Source organism: uncultured Roseobacter sp. (assembly GCF_947492555.1).
Taxonomy (GTDB): Bacteria; Pseudomonadota; Alphaproteobacteria; order Rhodobacterales; family Rhodobacteraceae; genus Roseobacter.
On the sequence record NZ_CANLNE010000004.1, the window covers coordinates 1 to 17913 of the forward strand.

A 17913-nucleotide genomic window follows, 5' to 3' on the forward strand; every position below is an offset into this window, starting at 1 on the left:
GGCGCCGACATGATCAGCGACCTGCACGGCACCGGCGACTACCGCGCACATCTCACCGCCGTCATGACAAAACGCGCGGTTAAAGACGCCGCGTGAAGGCTGAAAACTAGAGGGTGATCAACTCACCCTGCATGGACACCAGCGTCACGCGACCCAGGTCGTGTGACGCTTTTTTGATCTCTGTGATCTGGTCAATATCCGCCAAGACCAGAGCGGTGGACAAGCTATCCGCCAGTGTCGCTGTTGGCGCCTCAACGGAGACCGTCGACCACCGTGGCCCGGCGACAGGGTGGAGGATGTGAGCTGCGGGACCAATGGACATGGCACCGGGGCTTGATGTGGCGATGGCCGCATCCGTCACCGTACGCGTGCCCAGATGACCCCATGTCGGGTCGCTCAGTCCCAGACGCCATGGACCGCCGACCGCACGATACTCGCCGATGTTCACCAGCACGTTTTGCATGCCTTGGGCTTTCAGTGCTTGGGTGATTTCATCCGTGGCAAAGCCCTGGGCAATGCCGTTGAACGTCAGGGCCTGACCTTTGCTCAGCGTGATCTTTTGAACACCAAAACGTACCCTGCGCCAGCCGACGGCCTTTTGCGCGACATCCGTGTTTTCGCCCGTGGCAAGGGCGTGCCAGAGGGTTTGTACGGTCGCATCAAAGAGCCCACCGGTCACTTCAAAAGCGTGATCTGCAGCCCGCATTAGCGCCAGGAATCGGGCATCCGGGGTGTGCAGCGCGCCCTTGGTATTCAGTTGTGACAGGGCCGAGGTGGGATTGTAGAGGCTGAAGAGTTTTTCGATTTCGGCAATCTGCGCGCGCGCCTTCCGCAGAGCCGCCATGGCGGGCGGTTTCGGGCCGCGCAGGGTGATTGACACATCCGCGCCAAAGGCACGCCCTTGCCACGTATGCGCTTGCGCAAACCCCGGTGCGCATGCGAATCCCGCAGAAATGGTCAGGAAACGGCGTCTGCTCAGACTCATTCGGCGGCCACCTTTTGCAGACTGCGGCCTTTGCCCGCGAGGATGAGCGGCACGCATTGACGTTCGTCGTCGTGGATGGTGACGCAGTCAAGGCATTGGAAGCACTCGGAATACTGGATCTCGCCGGTCTTCTTGATGGCGCCGTAGCTGCATTTGACCTTGCACAGCTGGCAGGGTGTACCGCATTCGGTGCGTCGGGCAATCCAGTCGCGACCCCGGATCAGTCCACCAATGGCCATCACCGCGCCGAGCGGGCAGAGATACCGGCAGAACCCTTTGAACAGCACCATGGACAGGAGCAGCAGGCCGACGGCGTAGGCGACGTAGTACCATTCGCGGATGAAAAAGGTCGTGACGGCGGTCTTAAAGGGTTCAACCTCAATGGCTTGGTCCAGCCGGGCAGGGGCGGTGAACAGAATGGCGACGAGACCCGCGAGGACGACGTACTTCAAGAGTTTCAGCCGGTCATCCCAGAGGGCGTTCGGTTCGATTTGCGGCAGGCGGAGCAGGCGCCCCAGGTGGGCGGTGAATTCCTGCATCGCGCCGAACGGGCAGAGCCAGCCGCAAAAGAGACCGCGCCCCCAAAGGACAAAACCGATGATCGTGACGGCCCAGAGTATGAGCGAAAAGGGATCATAGAGGAGGAAGGCATAGCTGCCCCCTTCGAACGCTGTCCGGATCACGGCCAGTGGCGTGGCAATGGAGAGCTGGCCCTGACCCCACCAGCCGACGAAACCTGTCATGAAAGCAAGGATCGCGAGGCGGATTGGCGTGAAATGCCGATATCCCGCCAGCCGGTTCAGCGAAAGACCCAGCAGCATCAGCAGGCCGGTGAGGAAAACACCCAGTAGGATCAGGTCAGAGGCGCGATTGCGCAGGGCATCCACCCAGGGCGGGGCCGGTTTGACCACCTCCTGACGGGCAAAGAAGCGTTCGGGGGCTTGGTAAGGCACCTCGAACGTCACCGACCCGATTTCCGGTTGAAAGACACCGTGTTCGCGCAGCGCCTTGATATGCAATTCCCATTCCGCGGTTGGATCAAACCCCAGACGCCGGTCCGTGCGCAGGATCAGGGCGGTGCCATCGCGGATGTCTTCGGGCACGGTGTCCTGCATCTCCAAGTAGATATCGGCGTCGCGAAAGGCGATTGGGAACCCACCCTGTTCCGCGCTGATCAGGTCGGGGGCTGTGTTGCGGACAAAGTCATCTGTGATCAGGCCGTGCCGTGCTGTTTCCACGACCAGCACGGGCTCGTCCATTGTGGAGATCGACATGAACTGTTCCAGCTCGGCGAGGCTGTCGTCGGATAGAACCGCGCGGGCAATGGAATGCGGCCCGATGTCGATCACCCAAAGGTCCAGATAGGTCTCGTCGGGGTAATCGGTGGCCTCTGGGTCGTCGTCTTCCCACAGGGTACCTGCGAAGGCCGCATCCACCTCCGCATTGCTGACAACCCGGCGCACGGCGATGCCTTGCGTCACCAGATCGTCCCATGTGAGGTCTTCGGTGTACTCCTGGTCCGGATAGGCGGGTGGGCCGGTGGCAATCCCGCCCATCTTTTCGCGGGCCACCTGCAGGGTTGCGGCCAGCACGCTTTCATGAGCGATGCGGACGCTGGCCGTCGCTTTGGTCACCCCGTCCAGATAGACCAGTGCTGATCCATCGCCGCCCGATCCGTAAGGTGTGCCAACCACAAGGCTGTCGGTGATCGAATGGCCACGGTATTGCTCGAAGAACTTATGGAACGGCGCCTGTCCAAGGCCGGACACAAAGATCGGTTCGTTATGCGACAGGAGTTTCACATCCAGAAACCGACCGTCCAGATCGAGCACGACCAGCACGTTGATGGGCGCGCCTGAAAAGCCTGGCAGCGGTGCCATCGGTTCCGTCTCAAACACATAGCCCGCATTCGCGCCCCCCGAATTCAGGAGTTGCCAGACACCGGTGTCGCTGATCTGCTCCCCCAGCGACATAGGCGGTGCGATATGGGGTTCCAGGGCCTCACGGGACAAAGGCTCGGCCGTTCCCTGTACGGTGGTGACCGCCCAGAAAAGCAAGGCCGTTAACGCCCCTAGTGCGCGTGCAGCTGCAGTCTCTCTCCCTGTCATGGCGCTGATCCTAGGCTCGCGCAGGCACCTGTCCTATGGGACTAAGGTATGATCCTTCTCCCGATGTTTGGATAAAGCAAATAGGAGCGTGACCTCATCCAAAGGTCGCATTTTCCGATCAGACCTTTATATGTTAGCTATTGGAGACATTCAGAGGAGGAACGACATGGCTTGGAGCAAACCGAAGGCCCGGGAAATTAAATGCGGCATGGAAATCAACATGTATGGCCCCGGCGAAGATGATGAGCGTGGCGGTGACCGCGACGTGATCTGAATCATCCGCTGATTCAACATTATGAAGATTCTTATTCTTGGGGCAGCCGCCGGTGGTGGGCTGCCCCAATGGAATTGTGGGTGCCAGAATTGCGCCGATGCACGGGCGGGCAAGCTGCCTGTGATGACGCAGTCGTCGATTGCGGTTTCGGCTGATGGCGAGACTTGGGCGGTCCTGAACGCCTCCCCGGATATCTCTGCACAGCTGCTGCGAACCCCGCAGCTGCATCCCAAATCGCTGCGGCATACGCCAATCGGGGCGGTCGTGCTGACCAATGGCGATATCGACCACATCGCCGGGCTGCTGACATTGCGCGAAAAGACCGCTTTTAAGCTTTACGCCACATCTGCAGGCATGGAGATCACGTCGAGCAATTCCGTTTTCAACGTGCTGGATGCCGATCTGGTTGGGCGTGAGACGATCCATCTTGATACGCCTTTCGAACCGGTGCCAGGCCTGCGGGTCACGCCCTTTGCGGTGCCGGGTAAGGTGGCCTTGTTCCTGGAAGACGAGGCCGCGTTGGATCTTGAAGCGGTGGGAGAGCAGACCGTTGGGCTGCTGCTGGAAACGCAAGGTCGGCGCGCGGCCTATGTGCCCGGCTGCGCGACGGTACCGGATTGGTTGCTTGACCGGCTGGCAGGCGTGGATTTCCTGCTCTTTGACGGCACGGTCTGGGAAAATGACGATATGGCGCGCACGGGCACCGGGCAGAAAACCGGCGCACGCATGGGGCATATCGCGCTCAACGGTGCGGAGGGGTCGATTGCGCGGCTCGCAGGTCTGGAGGCGCGCAAGATGTTCGTGCACATCAACAACACCAACCCCATTCTGCAGCCAGACAGCGCCGAACGGGCTGCTGTGACCGCCGCCGGATGGGAGATTGCCCATGACGGGATGGAGATATCGCTGTGACCCAAGCCCCTGATCGTGCTGCGTTCGAGGCGCGCCTGCGCAAGATTGGCGAGGAACGGTATCACGACAAGCATCCGTTCCATCACCTGCTGCATTCAGGGGGTTGCACACCGGATCAAGTGCGCGCCTGGGTGATCAATCGCTATTATTACCAGTCCCGTATCCCGATGAAGGATGCGGCCTTTCTGTCGCGCGTGAGCGATCCCGGGTTGCGGCGCAGTTGGCGGCGCCGGATTGAGGATCACGACGGCACCGAAGCGGGCACGGGCGGCATTCACCGCTGGCTGAAGCTGGCCGAAGGTGTCGGGCTGGACCCCGACTATGTGTCCTCGGCGCAGGGCGTACTGCCCGCCACGCGCTTTGCCGTCGATGCCTACGTTCGGTTCGTGCGGGACGAGCCGATGTTGCCAGCGGTGGCCTCCTCGCTCACCGAACTCTTTGCCCCGAAAATCCACAAGGACCGGATTGCGGGGCTGCTGGAACACTATGACTTCGCAAATGCCGAGACGATTTCCTATTTCCAGCACCGGTTGAGCGAAGCTCCACGGGACGTGGCCTTTGGTCTGGGCTGGGTGCTGGATCATGCGGTCACGCAGGCGGATCAAGACGCCGCCGCAAATGCGCTCATCTTCAAGACAGAGGTGCTGTGGTCGCAGCTGGATGCGCTCCATTCTGCCTATGTTGACCCGGGTCGCATTCCGCCCGGGGCCTGGCAACCGGGCGAAGGTCTGTTGTGATGGGACCTGCGGATGTCCCCTCTCTGCCGCGCGGGGTGCGTCGACATTTCGACCGGGTGCGTGACACCCCGGTGCTGCTGGGCCCGGAGCGGGTGTTGATGCTGGACCAGATCGGTTGTGCGGTGCTGGATCACGTCGACGGGCAAGCGAGCATCGATCAGATTTCCGATACGCTGGCCGGGCTTTATGATGCGGAGAAATCCGAGATCATGGCGGATGTAATCGCCTATCTGGGGGACCTCGCGGACAAGCGTCTGCTGGACGTCAGGACATGACCAACGCGCCGCTTGCCATGCTTGCTGAGTTGACGCACCGTTGCCCGCTGGCCTGCCCCTATTGCTCCAACCCGCAGGAATTGACGGCGAAGGATCGGGAGCTGTCTACCGAGCAATGGGCCGATATTTTTGAACAAGCTGCAGGTCTTGGAGTGTTGCAGCTGCACCTGTCGGGCGGGGAGCCCGCATCGCGCCGGGACATCGTCGAATTGGTGGCTGCTGCGCGGGATGCAGGGCTCTACACCAATCTGATCACCTCCGGCATTGGCCTGACGCCAAGACGTCTGCAGGCGCTGGAGGATGCAGGTCTCGACCATATCCAACTGTCGGTGCAGGGGGTGAATGCCCGGATCGCCGACCGGATTGGCGGCTACAAGGGCGGATTTGATCGCAAGATGCATGTGGCGGATCACATCGCCCAAATGGGTTTTCCGCTGACTCTGAATGCGGTGATGCACCGCGAAAACCTAGACGATCTGGAGGCCACGATCGAGATGGCTGTCCGTCTGGGCGCGCGCCGGATCGAAGTGGCCTGTGTGCAGTTCCAGGGCTGGGCGCTGAGCAATCGTGCGGCATTGCAGCCGAGCCGCGATCAGGTGGATGAAGCCAAGCGGATCGTGCGCGCCGCGACGGAACGGCTGCGCGGCACGCTGGTTATCGATTTTGTGCCCCCCGATTACTATTCCGATTTCCCCAAGGCCTGCATGAACGGATGGGGCTCGACCGGGGTCAACATCACACCGGACGGCACCGTTCTGCCCTGTCACGCGGCCGAGACCATTCCCGGCCTCACCTTTGCGCGGGTGACGGAGCAACCGCTGCGCGACGTCTGGTATGACAGCCCGGCGTTCAATGCCTATCGCGGGACGGATTGGCTGCCGGACCTGTGCCAAAGCTGCGAACGGCGCGATATTGATTTTGGCGGTTGTCGCTGTCAGGCGATGGCGGTTCTGGGTGATCCTTCGGCAACGGACCCGGTGTGCCGAAAGTCCCCGGGCCGCGCGGCGTTGGACGCGCTGCTGGTGCAGGAAGTGAGCACCGTCGATGTGCCCGATTTCATCTATCGTAGGCTCTGACGACCCCGCGAATAGTTCGCCCTCGCGTGTCTCAAAAGCAAGGTCCTTCCCCCCTGTCGCAAACCTGAAAATCTTTTGAAAGCAGCGCCTTGGGTTTGTCTCCGCACTTCCCGATTGCGTACGATCACACAACTGCAGGGTGCGTTGCGATAAACGAAACCCTTGCCAGATCACGCCTCTATGCGCTTTAATAGCTGTTAATATTTTAATTATTTCTACTTTTTCCGGTCATTTTAAGCTGGAGGATTATTGTGGGTAGCCCCCGAATTATTTGCGTATTTGTCGCGGCTCTTTTTCTTTCTGCCTGCGCTGTACTACCCAAAAATGAACTCGCCGCCTACGCGGACAGCGTATCGAACACCAAGGCGGCTGGGGATCTGATCCTCGACGAGGTGTCGGCGGTGTTGGTCACGGATAGCGGGCCAAAAGCGACCTCCTGCGCGCGCAATGCGCAGGGGTATCGCCCCTGTTTCCGGGTCGAATTTGCCCTAGGCGAGGAGGGGGTGCGTGTTAACGAGCACCCCGATATCCAGGTCCGCCGTCTGGCATTGGCGGTTCTGGAGACCTATTCCGAGATATTGCTCGATGTCTCCGCTGGCAGACCTGCGTCGGTGATTGCGCAACGGGGCAAGGAGTTGGGCGCGCTGAACACGGCGGTGACGGCACTTTTTGCCGGGACAGGCGTCGTTCTTGCCGAACTGCCCATTGCGGGTGTGACCAATATTGCTGAACGGCTTGTCACCGCCGCCACGCAGAATGCCGCATCCCGTTCGGTGCTGAAACTGGAGCCGGATATTCGGTCGTTGATCGGTCTTATGATCGATGACACGCCCGCGCTTTATGCTGTCTACGTTTCGCAATTTGTCGGTTCGGTGAAGCAGACATCGATTGCCCTGAACCGGGCCCGTCTGGACGGTAAGACCGAAGAGCAGGCACGCTTGCAGCGCAAGCTCGACGCGCTGCGCAGCCCCGAAGGCAACGCGGCCAAGGCGATCCTTTTTGAAAGCGCCCTGACCGACTACGTGAAGCTCTTGGATCGGTCCGACAAGACGCTGGTGTCGCTGCGCGAGGCGATCACGTTGGAGACCGTCAATTCCGTTGAAAGAAGCACTGAATTTGTCCGCAGGGCGACGGAGACCCGCATTTTGCTGGAGAGCGTCCTGACTGATTTGAAAGACCTCAGAGATAAAGATCGTTGATCGGAGTGTGAGATGCCGGAATTCAGATACGATGAAGATCATTTCATAGAACTCGCGTCACAGGCGCAAAGCCACGAAGAGCTTGATCTGGTTGAAAAGCTCTGGACCGAGGCCGAAGAGGCGATGCGGCTGGCCGCCCTGAAGAACCTGCGCGACAATTCGGTGGCCATGCTGGACGTGATTGGGCGGATCATCGGTCACATCGAACATCTGACACGCACGGTCGGGTTTTCGGCTTCACCGGCGATCGGCGATATGCGCGCTGAAATGGGGCGGCTGCACGCGGAATTGCATGACGCCGGGCGCAGCGATCCGGCCGATGACCCCGGGGCGCCCGACCCGGGCAGTGATGCGGCGATCATCGATGGGGCAACGACACCCGCATTGGCGCCGGGCGATATCTTGAATGATCAGATCCCGATCGATTCCAGCAACTACGCCGATCTTGCGGATGAATATGTGAGATTTTTCAACGGGGCCGGTATTCGCCCAAGCCATGTGCCCAAGGTCAGGAAGATGGCGCAGACCGCCTATGACAATCGCGCCCGATACCAGTCTATCGGCACCCCTCTGGGCATCCCGTGGTGGTTCGTCGCAGGGCTACACCAGATGGAATCGACCTACAATTTCGAGGCCCATCTGCACAATGGTGATCCCTTGGGTGCACGGACTTCGCGTGTTCCGGGGGGTAAGCCGGAAATCGGCACGCCGCCTTTCACATTCGAGGAAAGTGCGACAGATGCATTGCGCCTGAAAGGGTTCGATCAGGAAGCTGACTGGTCCCTGCCGCGCGCGCTCTTTCGGTTCGAACGATACAATGGGTTTGGCTACCGGTCGCGCAGCGTTCCGTCACCCTATCTGTGGGGGTTTTCCACCATCTACCGTCGCGGCAAGTTCATTGCCGATCACGTGTTCGATGCCAATGCGGTGACACAGCAATGCGGGGTCGGGGCCCTGTTGCGGCAACTGTCCAATGATGGTTGGATCAAGCTGGTGTCCAACCAGTTCGCCGATGTGGAAGCCGATGATCCGCTGGAGACAGGTGACGATATCAACCGGGATGTGGCTGCTGTGGCGGGTCATCCGTTCGAGGCCTTCTGGCAGGACAAGCTGTCAGATGTGCGTCATTTCAATTGGGACGAATTCCTGTTCAAGGGTGCATCAAACGCGACACACCAGAACAACACCGACCCGCCTTCAGATCTTTATGGAAGCGTTGTGCCATTGGCGCGCCTGCTTGATGAGATACGGGACCGTATCGGCGCTCGCATCAGCCTCAACAGCGTTTATCGCAGCCCTGCCTATAATGGCTCGATCAATGGGGCCAGCAGCAGTCGGCACATGGCTTTTGACGCTGCGGATTTTCGGGTGATCGATGGCGGACATGGCAACTCCGGGGATTGGGCGGATGTTGCGCAGGAGCTGCGGCAGAACGGGTTTTTCGAAGGCGGCATCGGGATATACAACAGCTTTGTCCACGTGGATACCAGAGGCCACCGGGCAACCTGGGACGAGCGTGGCGCTTAAGCACGCGCGCCCCTCACCGCAATTCACGACAGTCAACCGACCGGAAAAAACAATCTTGGGTGAGAAATCGGGGAACCATGCGGAGCCTCAGGTGTTTGCTTGGGAGAGCGCCGGATGCGCGGCACGACGTCGTGCGCCAGACGCCACAAACAGGGAAACATCATGAACCGCATTATCTACATCGTTGGCCTCATCGTCGTCATTTTGGCTGTCTTGTCGTTCTTTGGCCTGAGATGATCCTGAACGACAGAGGGTCGCGGTTTCACCGCCTCCTGCCAGCCATTGTGGCTTTGTTCGTGATCGCCGAGCCTGTTGCGGCAGAAAAAGTCGGCAATGTCGATGTGGACTGGCTTGGCAATGATATCGTGATCGAGGCCTTTGCTGACCCGGAGGTCGAAGGTGTCACGTGTCATGTTGCGTATTTCGAGCGCGGCCTGATCGACCGTCTTCAGAAAGGCAATTGGTTCGAAGATCCGTCCAACTCCTCCATTGCGTGCCGCCAGACCGGTCCTATTGCAATTGGAGACATCGATCGGTCGGACGAGGGGGAGAGCATTTTTTCAGAACGGCGGTCGATCATCTGGAAGTCGTTGAGCGTAAAACGTATTTTTGATAACGAAAATCAAACGTTGATTTATGTTGCGCATGCGCGCGAGGTGCAGAATGGATCGGCCAAGATGTCAATCTCGACGGTGCCGCTATTCCAGAACTAGGGCGCTTCTGACGGCGATGTGTAAGGGCGCTGCTGGTGCGTGGTCCGACCCGAAATACCAGGAACGCAGGGGCCGGAGTTTACAGGTTTCTGCGGCGATTCAATGGATCGATAGATGAACGAAGATATCAAAGCCCTGCGACGAAGTGCCAACACCCTCACGACGATTGCCATCTTCGTAATTGCTTATTTTGCCCGCGATCTAATCCTGCCGATCATGCTGGGGTTTCTCTTTGCGCTGACACTCAGTCCCATCAACAGGTTCCTGCAGCGTAAAGGCCTGCCTGCGGGGCTCTCCGCGGCCTTTCTGATCCTCATGGCGACGGCGTCTATCGGTTCAGCTGCTTACTTTGCCGGTGGGACGGTTCGGTCATGGACCGACGACGCCCCCAACATCGCAAGAGAGCTCCAGCAAAAACTGAGCGGCGTGCAGGAGGCCATTGAGGCGGTAAAGGATGCGTCATCTCAAGTGGAAGAGATGACGGCGGCGCCAGCGGATGGGCCGCAGGAGGTTGTCGTTCAGCAGCCGGGTCTGCTGAATTCCGCTGTTACCGTGGTTGCCAGTAGCGCCACGTCTATCGGCGTTGCACTTATCCTTGCGCTGTTCCTGCTGGCCTCTGGTGATCTCTTTTATGTCAAGCTGGTGCAGGCCTTTCCAAGGCTCAGCGAGAAAAAGAAGGCTCTCTCAACCGTCTACGACATCGAAAGGCGGGTGTCCGGCTATCTGCTGACGATTACGGTGATCAATGCGGGGCTGGGGCTGGCCGTTTTCGCGGGGCTCTGGCTGGTGGGGCTTGAATACGCCTACATTTGGGGTATCGCCGCCTTCCTGCTCAACTATCTGCCAATTCTGGGTGGCGTCATTGGCACCGTGCTGGTGGCTGTCCATTCGGTGATCTTCTTCGACAGCCTGTCCTACGCGCTGCTGGCACCAATTGTGTACCAGGCGTTGACGTCGATAGAGGCGCAGTTCGTGACGCCCTACCTGATCGGCAAACGGTTGGAGTTGAACATCGTGGCGGTCTTTCTGACGGTCGTTTTGTGGGCCTGGCTCTGGGGCGTTGCCGGGGCGTTGGTGGCCGTGCCGTTTTTGCTCGTGTTCAAGGTCGTCTGTGACAAGGTCGACCGCCTGAATGTCATAGGCAGTTTTCTGGGAGCTGCCGACAATACCAGAAGACAGTCGCCGTGAAGCGCCTGGCTTCGCCCCTTGTGCGCACCGGTCGAGACAGGCTGGTGTGTCCTTCGGGTCCTGATCGCCGGCCGGGTCTGGCCCAGTGGGGTGCAGGTTCCGGGGACGCGGGAATGGGACGGCAGAGGGAAGATGCAACATGAGAAAACGCGCGCTCCTGCTCAAACTGGCACAGGATATGCGTGCCAGCTACTGGTTTATCCCGGCAGCCCTCGTTCTGGTCGCGTTGGCCCTTGCACACGCAACAGAGTGGATCGACCGCCACACCGAGCTGTTGCCCTTTCGATTGCCGGACCCCTTTGTGAATACGCAGGTTGATGGCGCGCGCAGCACCCTGTCCACCATATCCACAGCTGTCATCGGTGTGACCGGTGTGATGTTTTCGATGACAATCGTTGCAGTGTCCTTCGCTGCAGGTAACTATGGCCCGCGTCTGATCGGCAACTTCATGCGGGACCGGGGCAACCAGATCAGCCTTGGTATTCTGATCGCAACCTTCGCTTATGCGCTCTCCATCCTGCGTGCGGTTCAGGACCCGTCCGAGGCGGCGGGCGTGGACGCTTTTGTCCCGCAGTATTCAATGCTGGTGGCCATGCTGGGCTGCATCATTGCCGTCTTCACCATGATCTATTTTGTGCACCATGTGCCGGAAACCATCAACGTCTCCAACATAACGGCCTCGCTGGGGCGGCGGCTGGAGGCCGAGATCGTCAATATCATCGAAGCCGAAGCCGCATTGGAAGAGCGCCCTGAGATCAACTACCCGGATCGCCCGCCGGACCATCAGATCATGCTGGGATCAGCGGGCTATATCCAGACGCTAAATTATGACCTGATCGAAGACCTGATGCGCGAAAAAGATTTACAGATCAGGATCGAAAAACTGCCCGGTGATTTCGTGACCCCCTTTACACCCGCATTGACCGTTTGGACCGAAGGCGGTCTGTCGGATGAGCACTATACGGAGCTTTGTGAAGCCTACGCCCTAGGCGTCAGCCGCACAGAACATCAAAATGTTTTGTTTCTGGTGGATCAACTGGTGGAAATGCTGGCCCGCGCCTTGTCGCCTGGGGTGAACGACCCCTTTACGGCAATCAACTGTCTGAACTGGATGCACAACGCGCTTAAGACGGCAAAGCACCACGGGGACGGGTTGGGCAAAGACGGCGCGGGCAAGTATGTTTTGGGCCCGCGCCTCACGTATGACGATCTTTTCAAGCGCAGTTTTCTGGCCTCTCAGCCCTATTGCGAGACGGATCATTTGGCGCATGGGCATTACAAATCGAGGGTAAGCGACCTGAACAAAGGTCTTTAGGGTCCGTCTGGCGATGGGGCGTCATGCAGTCGCCACTGCGCGTGCCGTTGTTGCCGCCCCGCCATTCCCAAAGACCAGCTGAGCTTGGGGTGGATACCGTGACACGCGACGCAAGCCTTGTGACATGCTGCAAGGCTGCGATGCCGGGAGGCGCGGGGGCGACTACCTTTCCTCGTCCGCATGGGGGTCATCGGGATCACGCCTCAATACGGTTTCAATCTCTTCCATCACGTGGCTGGAAAGTGGGGGATGTTGCAGCGCGCCGGTGATGCCGTGGATCTGCTCGACAGCGCGCGCGCCCGGGATTGGGATATTCATCTCGCCTTTGGCCCAGAGCCAGCAGATTGCGCCTTGTATCAAACTGCGCCCATCTGTCGTCAGCAGATCGCGGATGGCCTCAAACGGCTCGAGGAATTCAGGGTTCGGACGCGCACCATCGAAATACTTCACCATCAGATTATCCGTGCCGCGAATGTCGTCAGACGGAATTTTTGAGGCCGCACCATACTTGCCGCTCAACAAACCCATCGCCAGCGGTGAGCGGATAAGGGCGGTCAAGTCATGGTTTTGCGCGACGTCTTGCATACGCGGGGCGTCCAGCAGGACATTCATCGCATGTTGAACGGCGGTGAAGTTGGGTCGCTGCGCGAAAGCAGTGGCGCTATCCGCGAAATCGGTGCTCCAGCCGTAAGCCCTGATCTTGCCCGCATCGCAGGCTTTTTCCATTTCGTCGAAAACGGCTTCGGCTTGGGCCACCGAAAGACCGTTTTGATGCAGCAGCATGAGGTCAATGCGGTCGCGGTCCAGCCGGGACAGGCATTGGTCAATGGCAGGCTGGATCGCCTCAGGTGTGGCGTCTTCAAATGTCAGCTGTTTGGTGGCTTCATCGATGGTGATACCAACCTTGGTAACCACCATGGCTTCGCGGTGGCCTTTTAATCCGCGTGCAAGCAGCCGCTCCGCGTGTCCTGCCCCGTAGGCTGCGGCTGTATCAAAAAGCTGGATGCCGCCATCAAGCGCTGCGTGAATCGCGCGCAGCGATTCCGTGTCATCGGAATTGGTGTACCCAAGCGGCTGATCACCTGAGAACATCGGCCCACCGATGGGCCAGCAACCCATGCCTAGCGGTGCAATTTTCTGATCGAGAAACATCATTTTGGAACTCCTTTGGTGGCTTCAAAAAGAGTTAGCCACAGGACAGGAAAAACACCTATGAAACGCTTTGGAATGATCCTTCCATTTTTGAAAGACAGACGCGCAGAGTGGCCGTCACGGCCTCTCTTGGAAGAGCAGCGCGGACTCCCATAGTTTGCAGTCAGCCGATCCGTCCTCCCGGTGGCGACGATATCGTAGTCTCGGACACCAAGGTGCGGCGCATCGATTTATCCGACCCCGGCTGGCCGTTTTCGGGCGGCATGCTAGTTTTCATAGTGGAAGGATCCTGATCATGCCCCGCAGATACGAGGAAATTTATCCGTCTTTGCCGTTGCTGAACAGCGACGATCTGGAGCACACATCGGCAGCTTCCCTGATGTCCGTGCGGTATTTTCAGGCAGAGCCGGATAGCATGCCGGAAGAAGTATTTGCCGAACACCATGTGTTGCTGAACCTCAAGGACGAACCGCACCGGGTCCAGAACCGGCGGGACGGTGAGATGCGGGATTTCACATTCTACAAGAACGATATCATCGTGACCCCGGCCGGCATGCGATCCGGCTGGCGCTGGTTTGCCAAATCCGACGTGATTGTTGTCACCATTGATCCAGTGAAAGTGGAACGCTTTGCACAGACGGAAATGGGCCTGCTGCTCCATGTGCAGCAGTTTCGCGATCTGCCGCAGTTTTCAGACGCCGATCTCTGCGCTGCCGGTGTGATGTTGCGCGATGCCTTGGAAAACGACGACATGTCTTCTGGCGTCATGTTCGAAGCCATGAGCCGGGTGCTGCTGGTCAAACTTCTCCAGCGATATGGAAAGAGACGTCCTGAAGAGGTCGCGCTGACGGCTCGGTTTACATCGGCGCACTACAACCGGGTCCTGGCCATGATCAGGGATAGGTTGGACCAGTCGATCTCGGTCGATGACCTGGCGCGCGAGGCGGGTATGAGCCCGTCTCACTTCAGCCGTGTCTTCAAGGAGACGCTCGGATCGACGCCCATGCAATACGTCCTCGCTTACCGGGTTGAGCAAGCGATCAGGATGATGGCGGAACCTGCCCGTGCCCTGGGTGATATCGCACTTACATGTGGCTTTGCAGATCAGGCGCATTTTTCGCGCAGCTTCAAACAGGTAACAGGTCAGACGCCGCGCCAGTATCGCGCGTCTCAATCTGCCTGAGTAGTTTTCTACAAAAAGCAGCATCGTTCAAAAACCGAGTTGCCCGGTTCAATTAATCGGCACTGGCAGGCCGTATCTCTCATGTCACCGGGCAACACGCTCGCACCTGAATGAATATGGGAGATGACAGATGAAAAGATTTACGCTCACTGCTGCCGCCACCTTGATGACCACAAGCGCACTTGCAGACATCGAGACCCGCACCTTCACATTCGAGAACGAGGGTGCCGTGTTGTCGGGAACGCTGTATTTGCCGGAGAACCATGACGGCTCGGCACTCCCCACGGTTCTCGTCACCGGCTCATGGACCTCTGTCGAAGAGCAAATGCCCGCGCTTTACGCCGCGGAGATGGTCGAGCGTGGGTTCGCGGCGGTGACTTTTGATTTCCGCGGCTGGGGCAAGTCGGGTAACCTGCCTGCCAGCACCCCGGGTGGTATGCGATTTATCGAAAATCCCACTGCCAAGATTTCGGACATCAACGCCGCGGCCCAATTCATTGGCACGTTTCCTGAAGTTGATGCGGCGCAAATCAATGGCATGGGTATCTGCGCATCGGCAGGTTACATGGCCGACGCCGCGGTAGGAAATCCGCTGATCCAGAGTGTTGGCCTCGTCGCGCCCTGGCTCCAGGATCGCGCAATTGTCGAGACGGTCTATGGCGGTGCGGACGGTATCGATGGGCTGATGCAGGTTGCCGCCGAGGCGGAAGCGCAGGGCGGTCACGTGATCCATGCGGCCTATGCCGAAGGCTCGCTGATGCAGGCGAGCGACTATTACAGCAGTTTCGACCGTGGGCTCATCGCGGCATATGACAACAAATGGAACCACGCGGGGTGGGACGATTGGCTGACCTATTTGCCGGTGGATACCGCGTCCTTCCTTGATCAACCGCTGGCCATTGTCCATTCGCGGGCCGCCGCCATCCCCCAGGGTGTCGATGCTTATCTCGCTGGATATACGGGCGAAGCGACGGTGACGTGGCTCGAAAACGTCACGCAATCAGACTTCTATGACAATCCCGAAGACGTAGATCGTGCCGCAGATGCGATGGCCCGTCATTTTGCCGCACAGCCGGATCGGGACAGCTGATCCGAGATTAATCTGAGCGCCGGGCACCATGTCTGTCCCCGGCCTCATTCCCCCCAAACACAACCTCTCCGACCAAAAGGTATCACCATGAAACATCTTCTTTTTTCCGCTCTGATCCTTTTCCCGGCCTCCGCCTTTGCCAGTGACGAAGTCATGATTGCCGAGACAATAGAAGGGATTGCCGCTGCCGCCGACGCGCAGGATTGGGCTCGATTGGATATCAAGTTCGCTGACCATGTCATCCTGAACCAACTGTCGCTGGCGACGGAGGACGGTGCACGGGTTGATGAGCAGACCGTTGTCGAAACCTGGTCGGAGCTGTTCCCAAAGTTTGACAGTACCGCGCATGATGTCTCGCAGATCGAGATTTTGGGGGTGTCATCGGTCATTGCCACGGCAACCGCCCGATATGACGCGACCTACCAACGTGACGGCGAGGTTTGGCAGCAGCGTGGCCGCCTCGACTATGTATTGAAGAATACCGAAGAGGGCTGGCAGGTCACCGCGCTGAAAACGTCGCCCGAATGGGAAAACCGCCCCCTCTCGGAGCTTTTGTCCCCGCGGCTCTAACGCGGTTACGACGCCGACCTGATCGGCCTGCTTCATGTACTCAGAAAGGACCAATTCAATGAAACACGTAGTTTTCGCGATTGTATCTCTGACGGGACCAGCATTTGCCGATACGGCTGGAGACCCGGTGACCCAGGAAACGCTTTTGGACCGGGCCGAGATGACCCGTATCGCGGATGCCATCGACGCGGCGGTAGATGCCAAGGACTGGGCCACCGCGCGGGCTTTCTTTACACAAGAGATCACAGTGGATTTCACGTCGCTTGTGGGGGGCGACCCCGCGACGATCCCCGCCGACGGACTGATCGCAGGTTGGTCCGCTAACCTTGCCGGTGAGAAGGAAAGTTTCCATCTGCGCGGGAACCATCGGATTTCCTTCGATGGACCAGATGCCGCTATCCTGAAAAGCCATGGCTATGCATGGAACCGGATGGCCTCCGGGGCTTTGCCCGAAAACGGCGGCGAAGCGCTTTGGGAAGTCTGGGGCACATATGAGCATGGATTCGAGAGGACCGCTGATGGATGGCGGGTGAATGCCATGTCGTTCACGGCAACGGCGGAACGCGGCAACGTCTATGTGCGCAATACGCCGGGCAGCTGAAATCCCAAATACCTCAATTCTTCCCTCACCAGACTTCACTGAAAGGACCAAACTATGAGACAGACATGGTTTATCACTGGCGCCTCGTCCGGATTCGGCGCCGCATTTGCAGAATACGCAATTGGTCGCGGTTACAATGTCGTGGTCACCGCCCGCCGCCTTGATCGACTGAAAAAGATCGCCCGGCAGGCGCCTGACCGGGTATTGGCGCACCAAATGGATGTCACGGAACCCCGTCAGATATTGAAGGCTGTCGAGGCCGCCGAAGATCGGTTTGGTGGGATCGACGTGCTGATCAACAACGCAGGTTACGGCATCGTTGGTGCCGTGGAAGAAACACCGGACGCAGAGCTTCGGGCGATGATGGAAACGAATTTCTTCGGGGCCGTGTCCGTGACAAGGGCAGCACTGCCCATGATGCGGAAAAGGCGCAAGGGGGCAATTGTGATGATGTCTTCGCTGGGCGGGCAGCTGTCGTTCAGCGGGTTTGGAACCTATTCTGCCAGCAAGTTTGCGATGGAGGGTCTGACAGAGGCGCTTGCGCAGGAATTGGCTCCATTTGGGGTGAAAACCATGATGGTTGAGCCCGGTGCCTTTCGAACTGAATTTGCGGATACTGCATTAAGGCACATGCCGAAGATCAGCGATTATAAGGAGATCGTTGGCGACACGCGTGCCTTTGCCAGAGAGATGCATGGCACGCAAGTCGGCGATCCCATGAAAGCCGCAAAAGCAATCGAGGATGCGTTGCAGAGTGATATGGTTCCCTTGCGACTTGCGCTGGGTGATGACGCCGTGGACGCCATCAGAGAGCACGGCGAAGGCCTATTGGCAGAGCTGTCCAGATGGGAAGGGACATCTCGTGCCGTGAACCACGAAGCTGCCAGCCAAGATGCGGCGTGATCTTTGGGCGATGTATTGCTGCACCATCCAAAAGAGGTTGCTGCCGATAGTGATCTGAGCCCATTTCCCGAGCTGATCCACCATCCTCTCAAGATGCAAACCTCT

At 58.8% G+C, this 17913-nt stretch carries 18 protein-coding genes and 1 pseudogene; 16 read left to right on the forward strand and 3 right to left on the reverse strand.

Annotated features, from left to right (window positions below; all coding sequences use genetic code 11):
* Nucleotides 1-96, forward strand: a pseudogene (locus Q1A07_RS18825) (carbon monoxide dehydrogenase); the annotation flags it as partial.
* A 10-nt stretch (nt 97-106) separates the two neighbouring features.
* Here Q1A07_RS18825 and Q1A07_RS18830 read toward each other — a convergent pair.
* A complete protein-coding gene (locus Q1A07_RS18830) occupies nt 107-985 on the reverse strand; it encodes an FAD:protein FMN transferase (protein WP_299783577.1) in 879 nt (292 codons plus the stop codon).
* A complete protein-coding gene (locus Q1A07_RS18835; RefSeq protein ID WP_299783578.1) occupies nt 982-3093 on the reverse strand; it encodes a 4Fe-4S binding protein in 2112 nt (703 codons plus the stop codon). The genes Q1A07_RS18830 and Q1A07_RS18835 overlap by 4 nt, the downstream gene beginning before the upstream one ends.
* 166 nt (nt 3094-3259) lie before the next feature.
* Between Q1A07_RS18835 and pqqA the strand changes: the two genes are divergently transcribed.
* From pqqA to Q1A07_RS18885, 10 genes are all read left to right on the forward strand, one after another.
* The gene (pqqA, locus tag Q1A07_RS18840; RefSeq protein ID WP_299783579.1) at nt 3260-3367 is read left to right on the forward strand and encodes a pyrroloquinoline quinone precursor peptide PqqA; all 108 of its coding nucleotides are present in this window, start codon (nt 3260-3262) and stop codon (nt 3365-3367) included.
* A 21-nt stretch (nt 3368-3388) separates the two neighbouring features.
* Nucleotides 3389-4279 (forward strand): pyrroloquinoline quinone biosynthesis protein PqqB, encoded by an 891-nt coding sequence (pqqB, locus tag Q1A07_RS18845; RefSeq protein WP_299783580.1) that lies wholly within the window; start codon nt 3389-3391, stop codon nt 4277-4279.
* A complete protein-coding gene (gene pqqC / locus Q1A07_RS18850) occupies nt 4276-5016 on the forward strand; it encodes a pyrroloquinoline-quinone synthase PqqC (protein ID WP_299783581.1) in 741 nt (246 codons plus the stop codon). Before pqqB ends, pqqC begins: the two co-directional genes overlap by 4 nt.
* Nucleotides 5016-5291 carry a pyrroloquinoline quinone biosynthesis peptide chaperone PqqD gene (gene pqqD / locus Q1A07_RS18855; protein WP_299783582.1) on the forward strand — a complete coding sequence of 92 codons (276 nt, stop codon included), beginning with the start codon at nt 5016-5018 and terminating at the stop codon, nt 5289-5291. Before pqqC ends, pqqD begins: the two co-directional genes overlap by 1 nt.
* Complete coding sequence (gene pqqE / locus Q1A07_RS18860; protein WP_299783583.1) at nt 5288-6367, forward strand: pyrroloquinoline quinone biosynthesis protein PqqE; 1080 nt, start codon at nt 5288-5290, stop codon at nt 6365-6367. Before pqqD ends, pqqE begins: the two co-directional genes overlap by 4 nt.
* Nucleotides 6368-6618: 251 nt before the next feature.
* Entirely contained in the window at nt 6619-7566 is a 948-nt protein-coding gene (locus Q1A07_RS18865; RefSeq protein ID WP_299783584.1) for a hypothetical protein, read from the forward strand.
* 12 nt (nt 7567-7578) lie between these two features.
* Nucleotides 7579-9093, forward strand: a complete 1515-nt coding sequence (locus Q1A07_RS18870; protein ID WP_299783585.1) for a D-Ala-D-Ala carboxypeptidase family metallohydrolase — start codon at nt 7579-7581, stop codon at nt 9091-9093.
* A gap of 233 nt (nt 9094-9326) precedes the next feature.
* The gene (locus Q1A07_RS18875; protein ID WP_299783837.1) at nt 9327-9806 is read left to right on the forward strand and encodes a CreA family protein; all 480 of its coding nucleotides are present in this window, start codon (nt 9327-9329) and stop codon (nt 9804-9806) included.
* Nucleotides 9807-9920: 114 nt separating this feature from the next.
* A complete protein-coding gene (locus Q1A07_RS18880; protein ID WP_299783586.1) occupies nt 9921-10994 on the forward strand; it encodes an AI-2E family transporter in 1074 nt (357 codons plus the stop codon).
* A 139-nt stretch (nt 10995-11133) separates the two neighbouring features.
* Nucleotides 11134-12309 carry a DUF2254 domain-containing protein gene (locus Q1A07_RS18885; protein ID WP_299783587.1) on the forward strand — a complete coding sequence of 392 codons (1176 nt, stop codon included), beginning with the start codon at nt 11134-11136 and terminating at the stop codon, nt 12307-12309.
* A 162-nt stretch (nt 12310-12471) separates the two neighbouring features.
* On the opposite strand, the gene Q1A07_RS18890 is transcribed toward Q1A07_RS18885, so the two are convergent.
* Complete coding sequence (locus Q1A07_RS18890; RefSeq protein ID WP_299783588.1) at nt 12472-13464, reverse strand: aldo/keto reductase; 993 nt, start codon at nt 13462-13464, stop codon at nt 12472-12474.
* A gap of 292 nt (nt 13465-13756) precedes the next feature.
* Between Q1A07_RS18890 and Q1A07_RS18895 the strand changes: the two genes are divergently transcribed.
* From Q1A07_RS18895 to Q1A07_RS18915, 5 genes are all read left to right on the forward strand, one after another.
* Nucleotides 13757-14644, forward strand: coding sequence for an AraC family transcriptional regulator (locus Q1A07_RS18895; RefSeq protein ID WP_299783589.1), 888 nt, complete (start codon nt 13757-13759; stop codon nt 14642-14644).
* Between the two features lie 130 nt (nt 14645-14774).
* On the forward strand, nt 14775-15734 hold the full coding sequence (locus Q1A07_RS18900; protein WP_299783590.1) for a CocE/NonD family hydrolase: 960 nt from the start codon (nt 14775-14777) through the stop codon (nt 15732-15734).
* Nucleotides 15735-15821: 87 nt separating this feature from the next.
* Entirely contained in the window at nt 15822-16304 is a 483-nt protein-coding gene (locus tag Q1A07_RS18905; RefSeq protein ID WP_299783591.1) for a nuclear transport factor 2 family protein, read from the forward strand.
* Between the two features lie 58 nt (nt 16305-16362).
* Nucleotides 16363-16905: a nuclear transport factor 2 family protein gene (locus Q1A07_RS18910; RefSeq protein ID WP_299783592.1), complete on the forward strand. Its 543-nt coding sequence runs from the start codon at nt 16363-16365 to the stop codon at nt 16903-16905.
* A gap of 54 nt (nt 16906-16959) precedes the next feature.
* Complete coding sequence (locus Q1A07_RS18915) at nt 16960-17808, forward strand: oxidoreductase (protein ID WP_299783593.1); 849 nt, start codon at nt 16960-16962, stop codon at nt 17806-17808.
* Nucleotides 17809-17913: the final 105 nt, after the last annotated feature.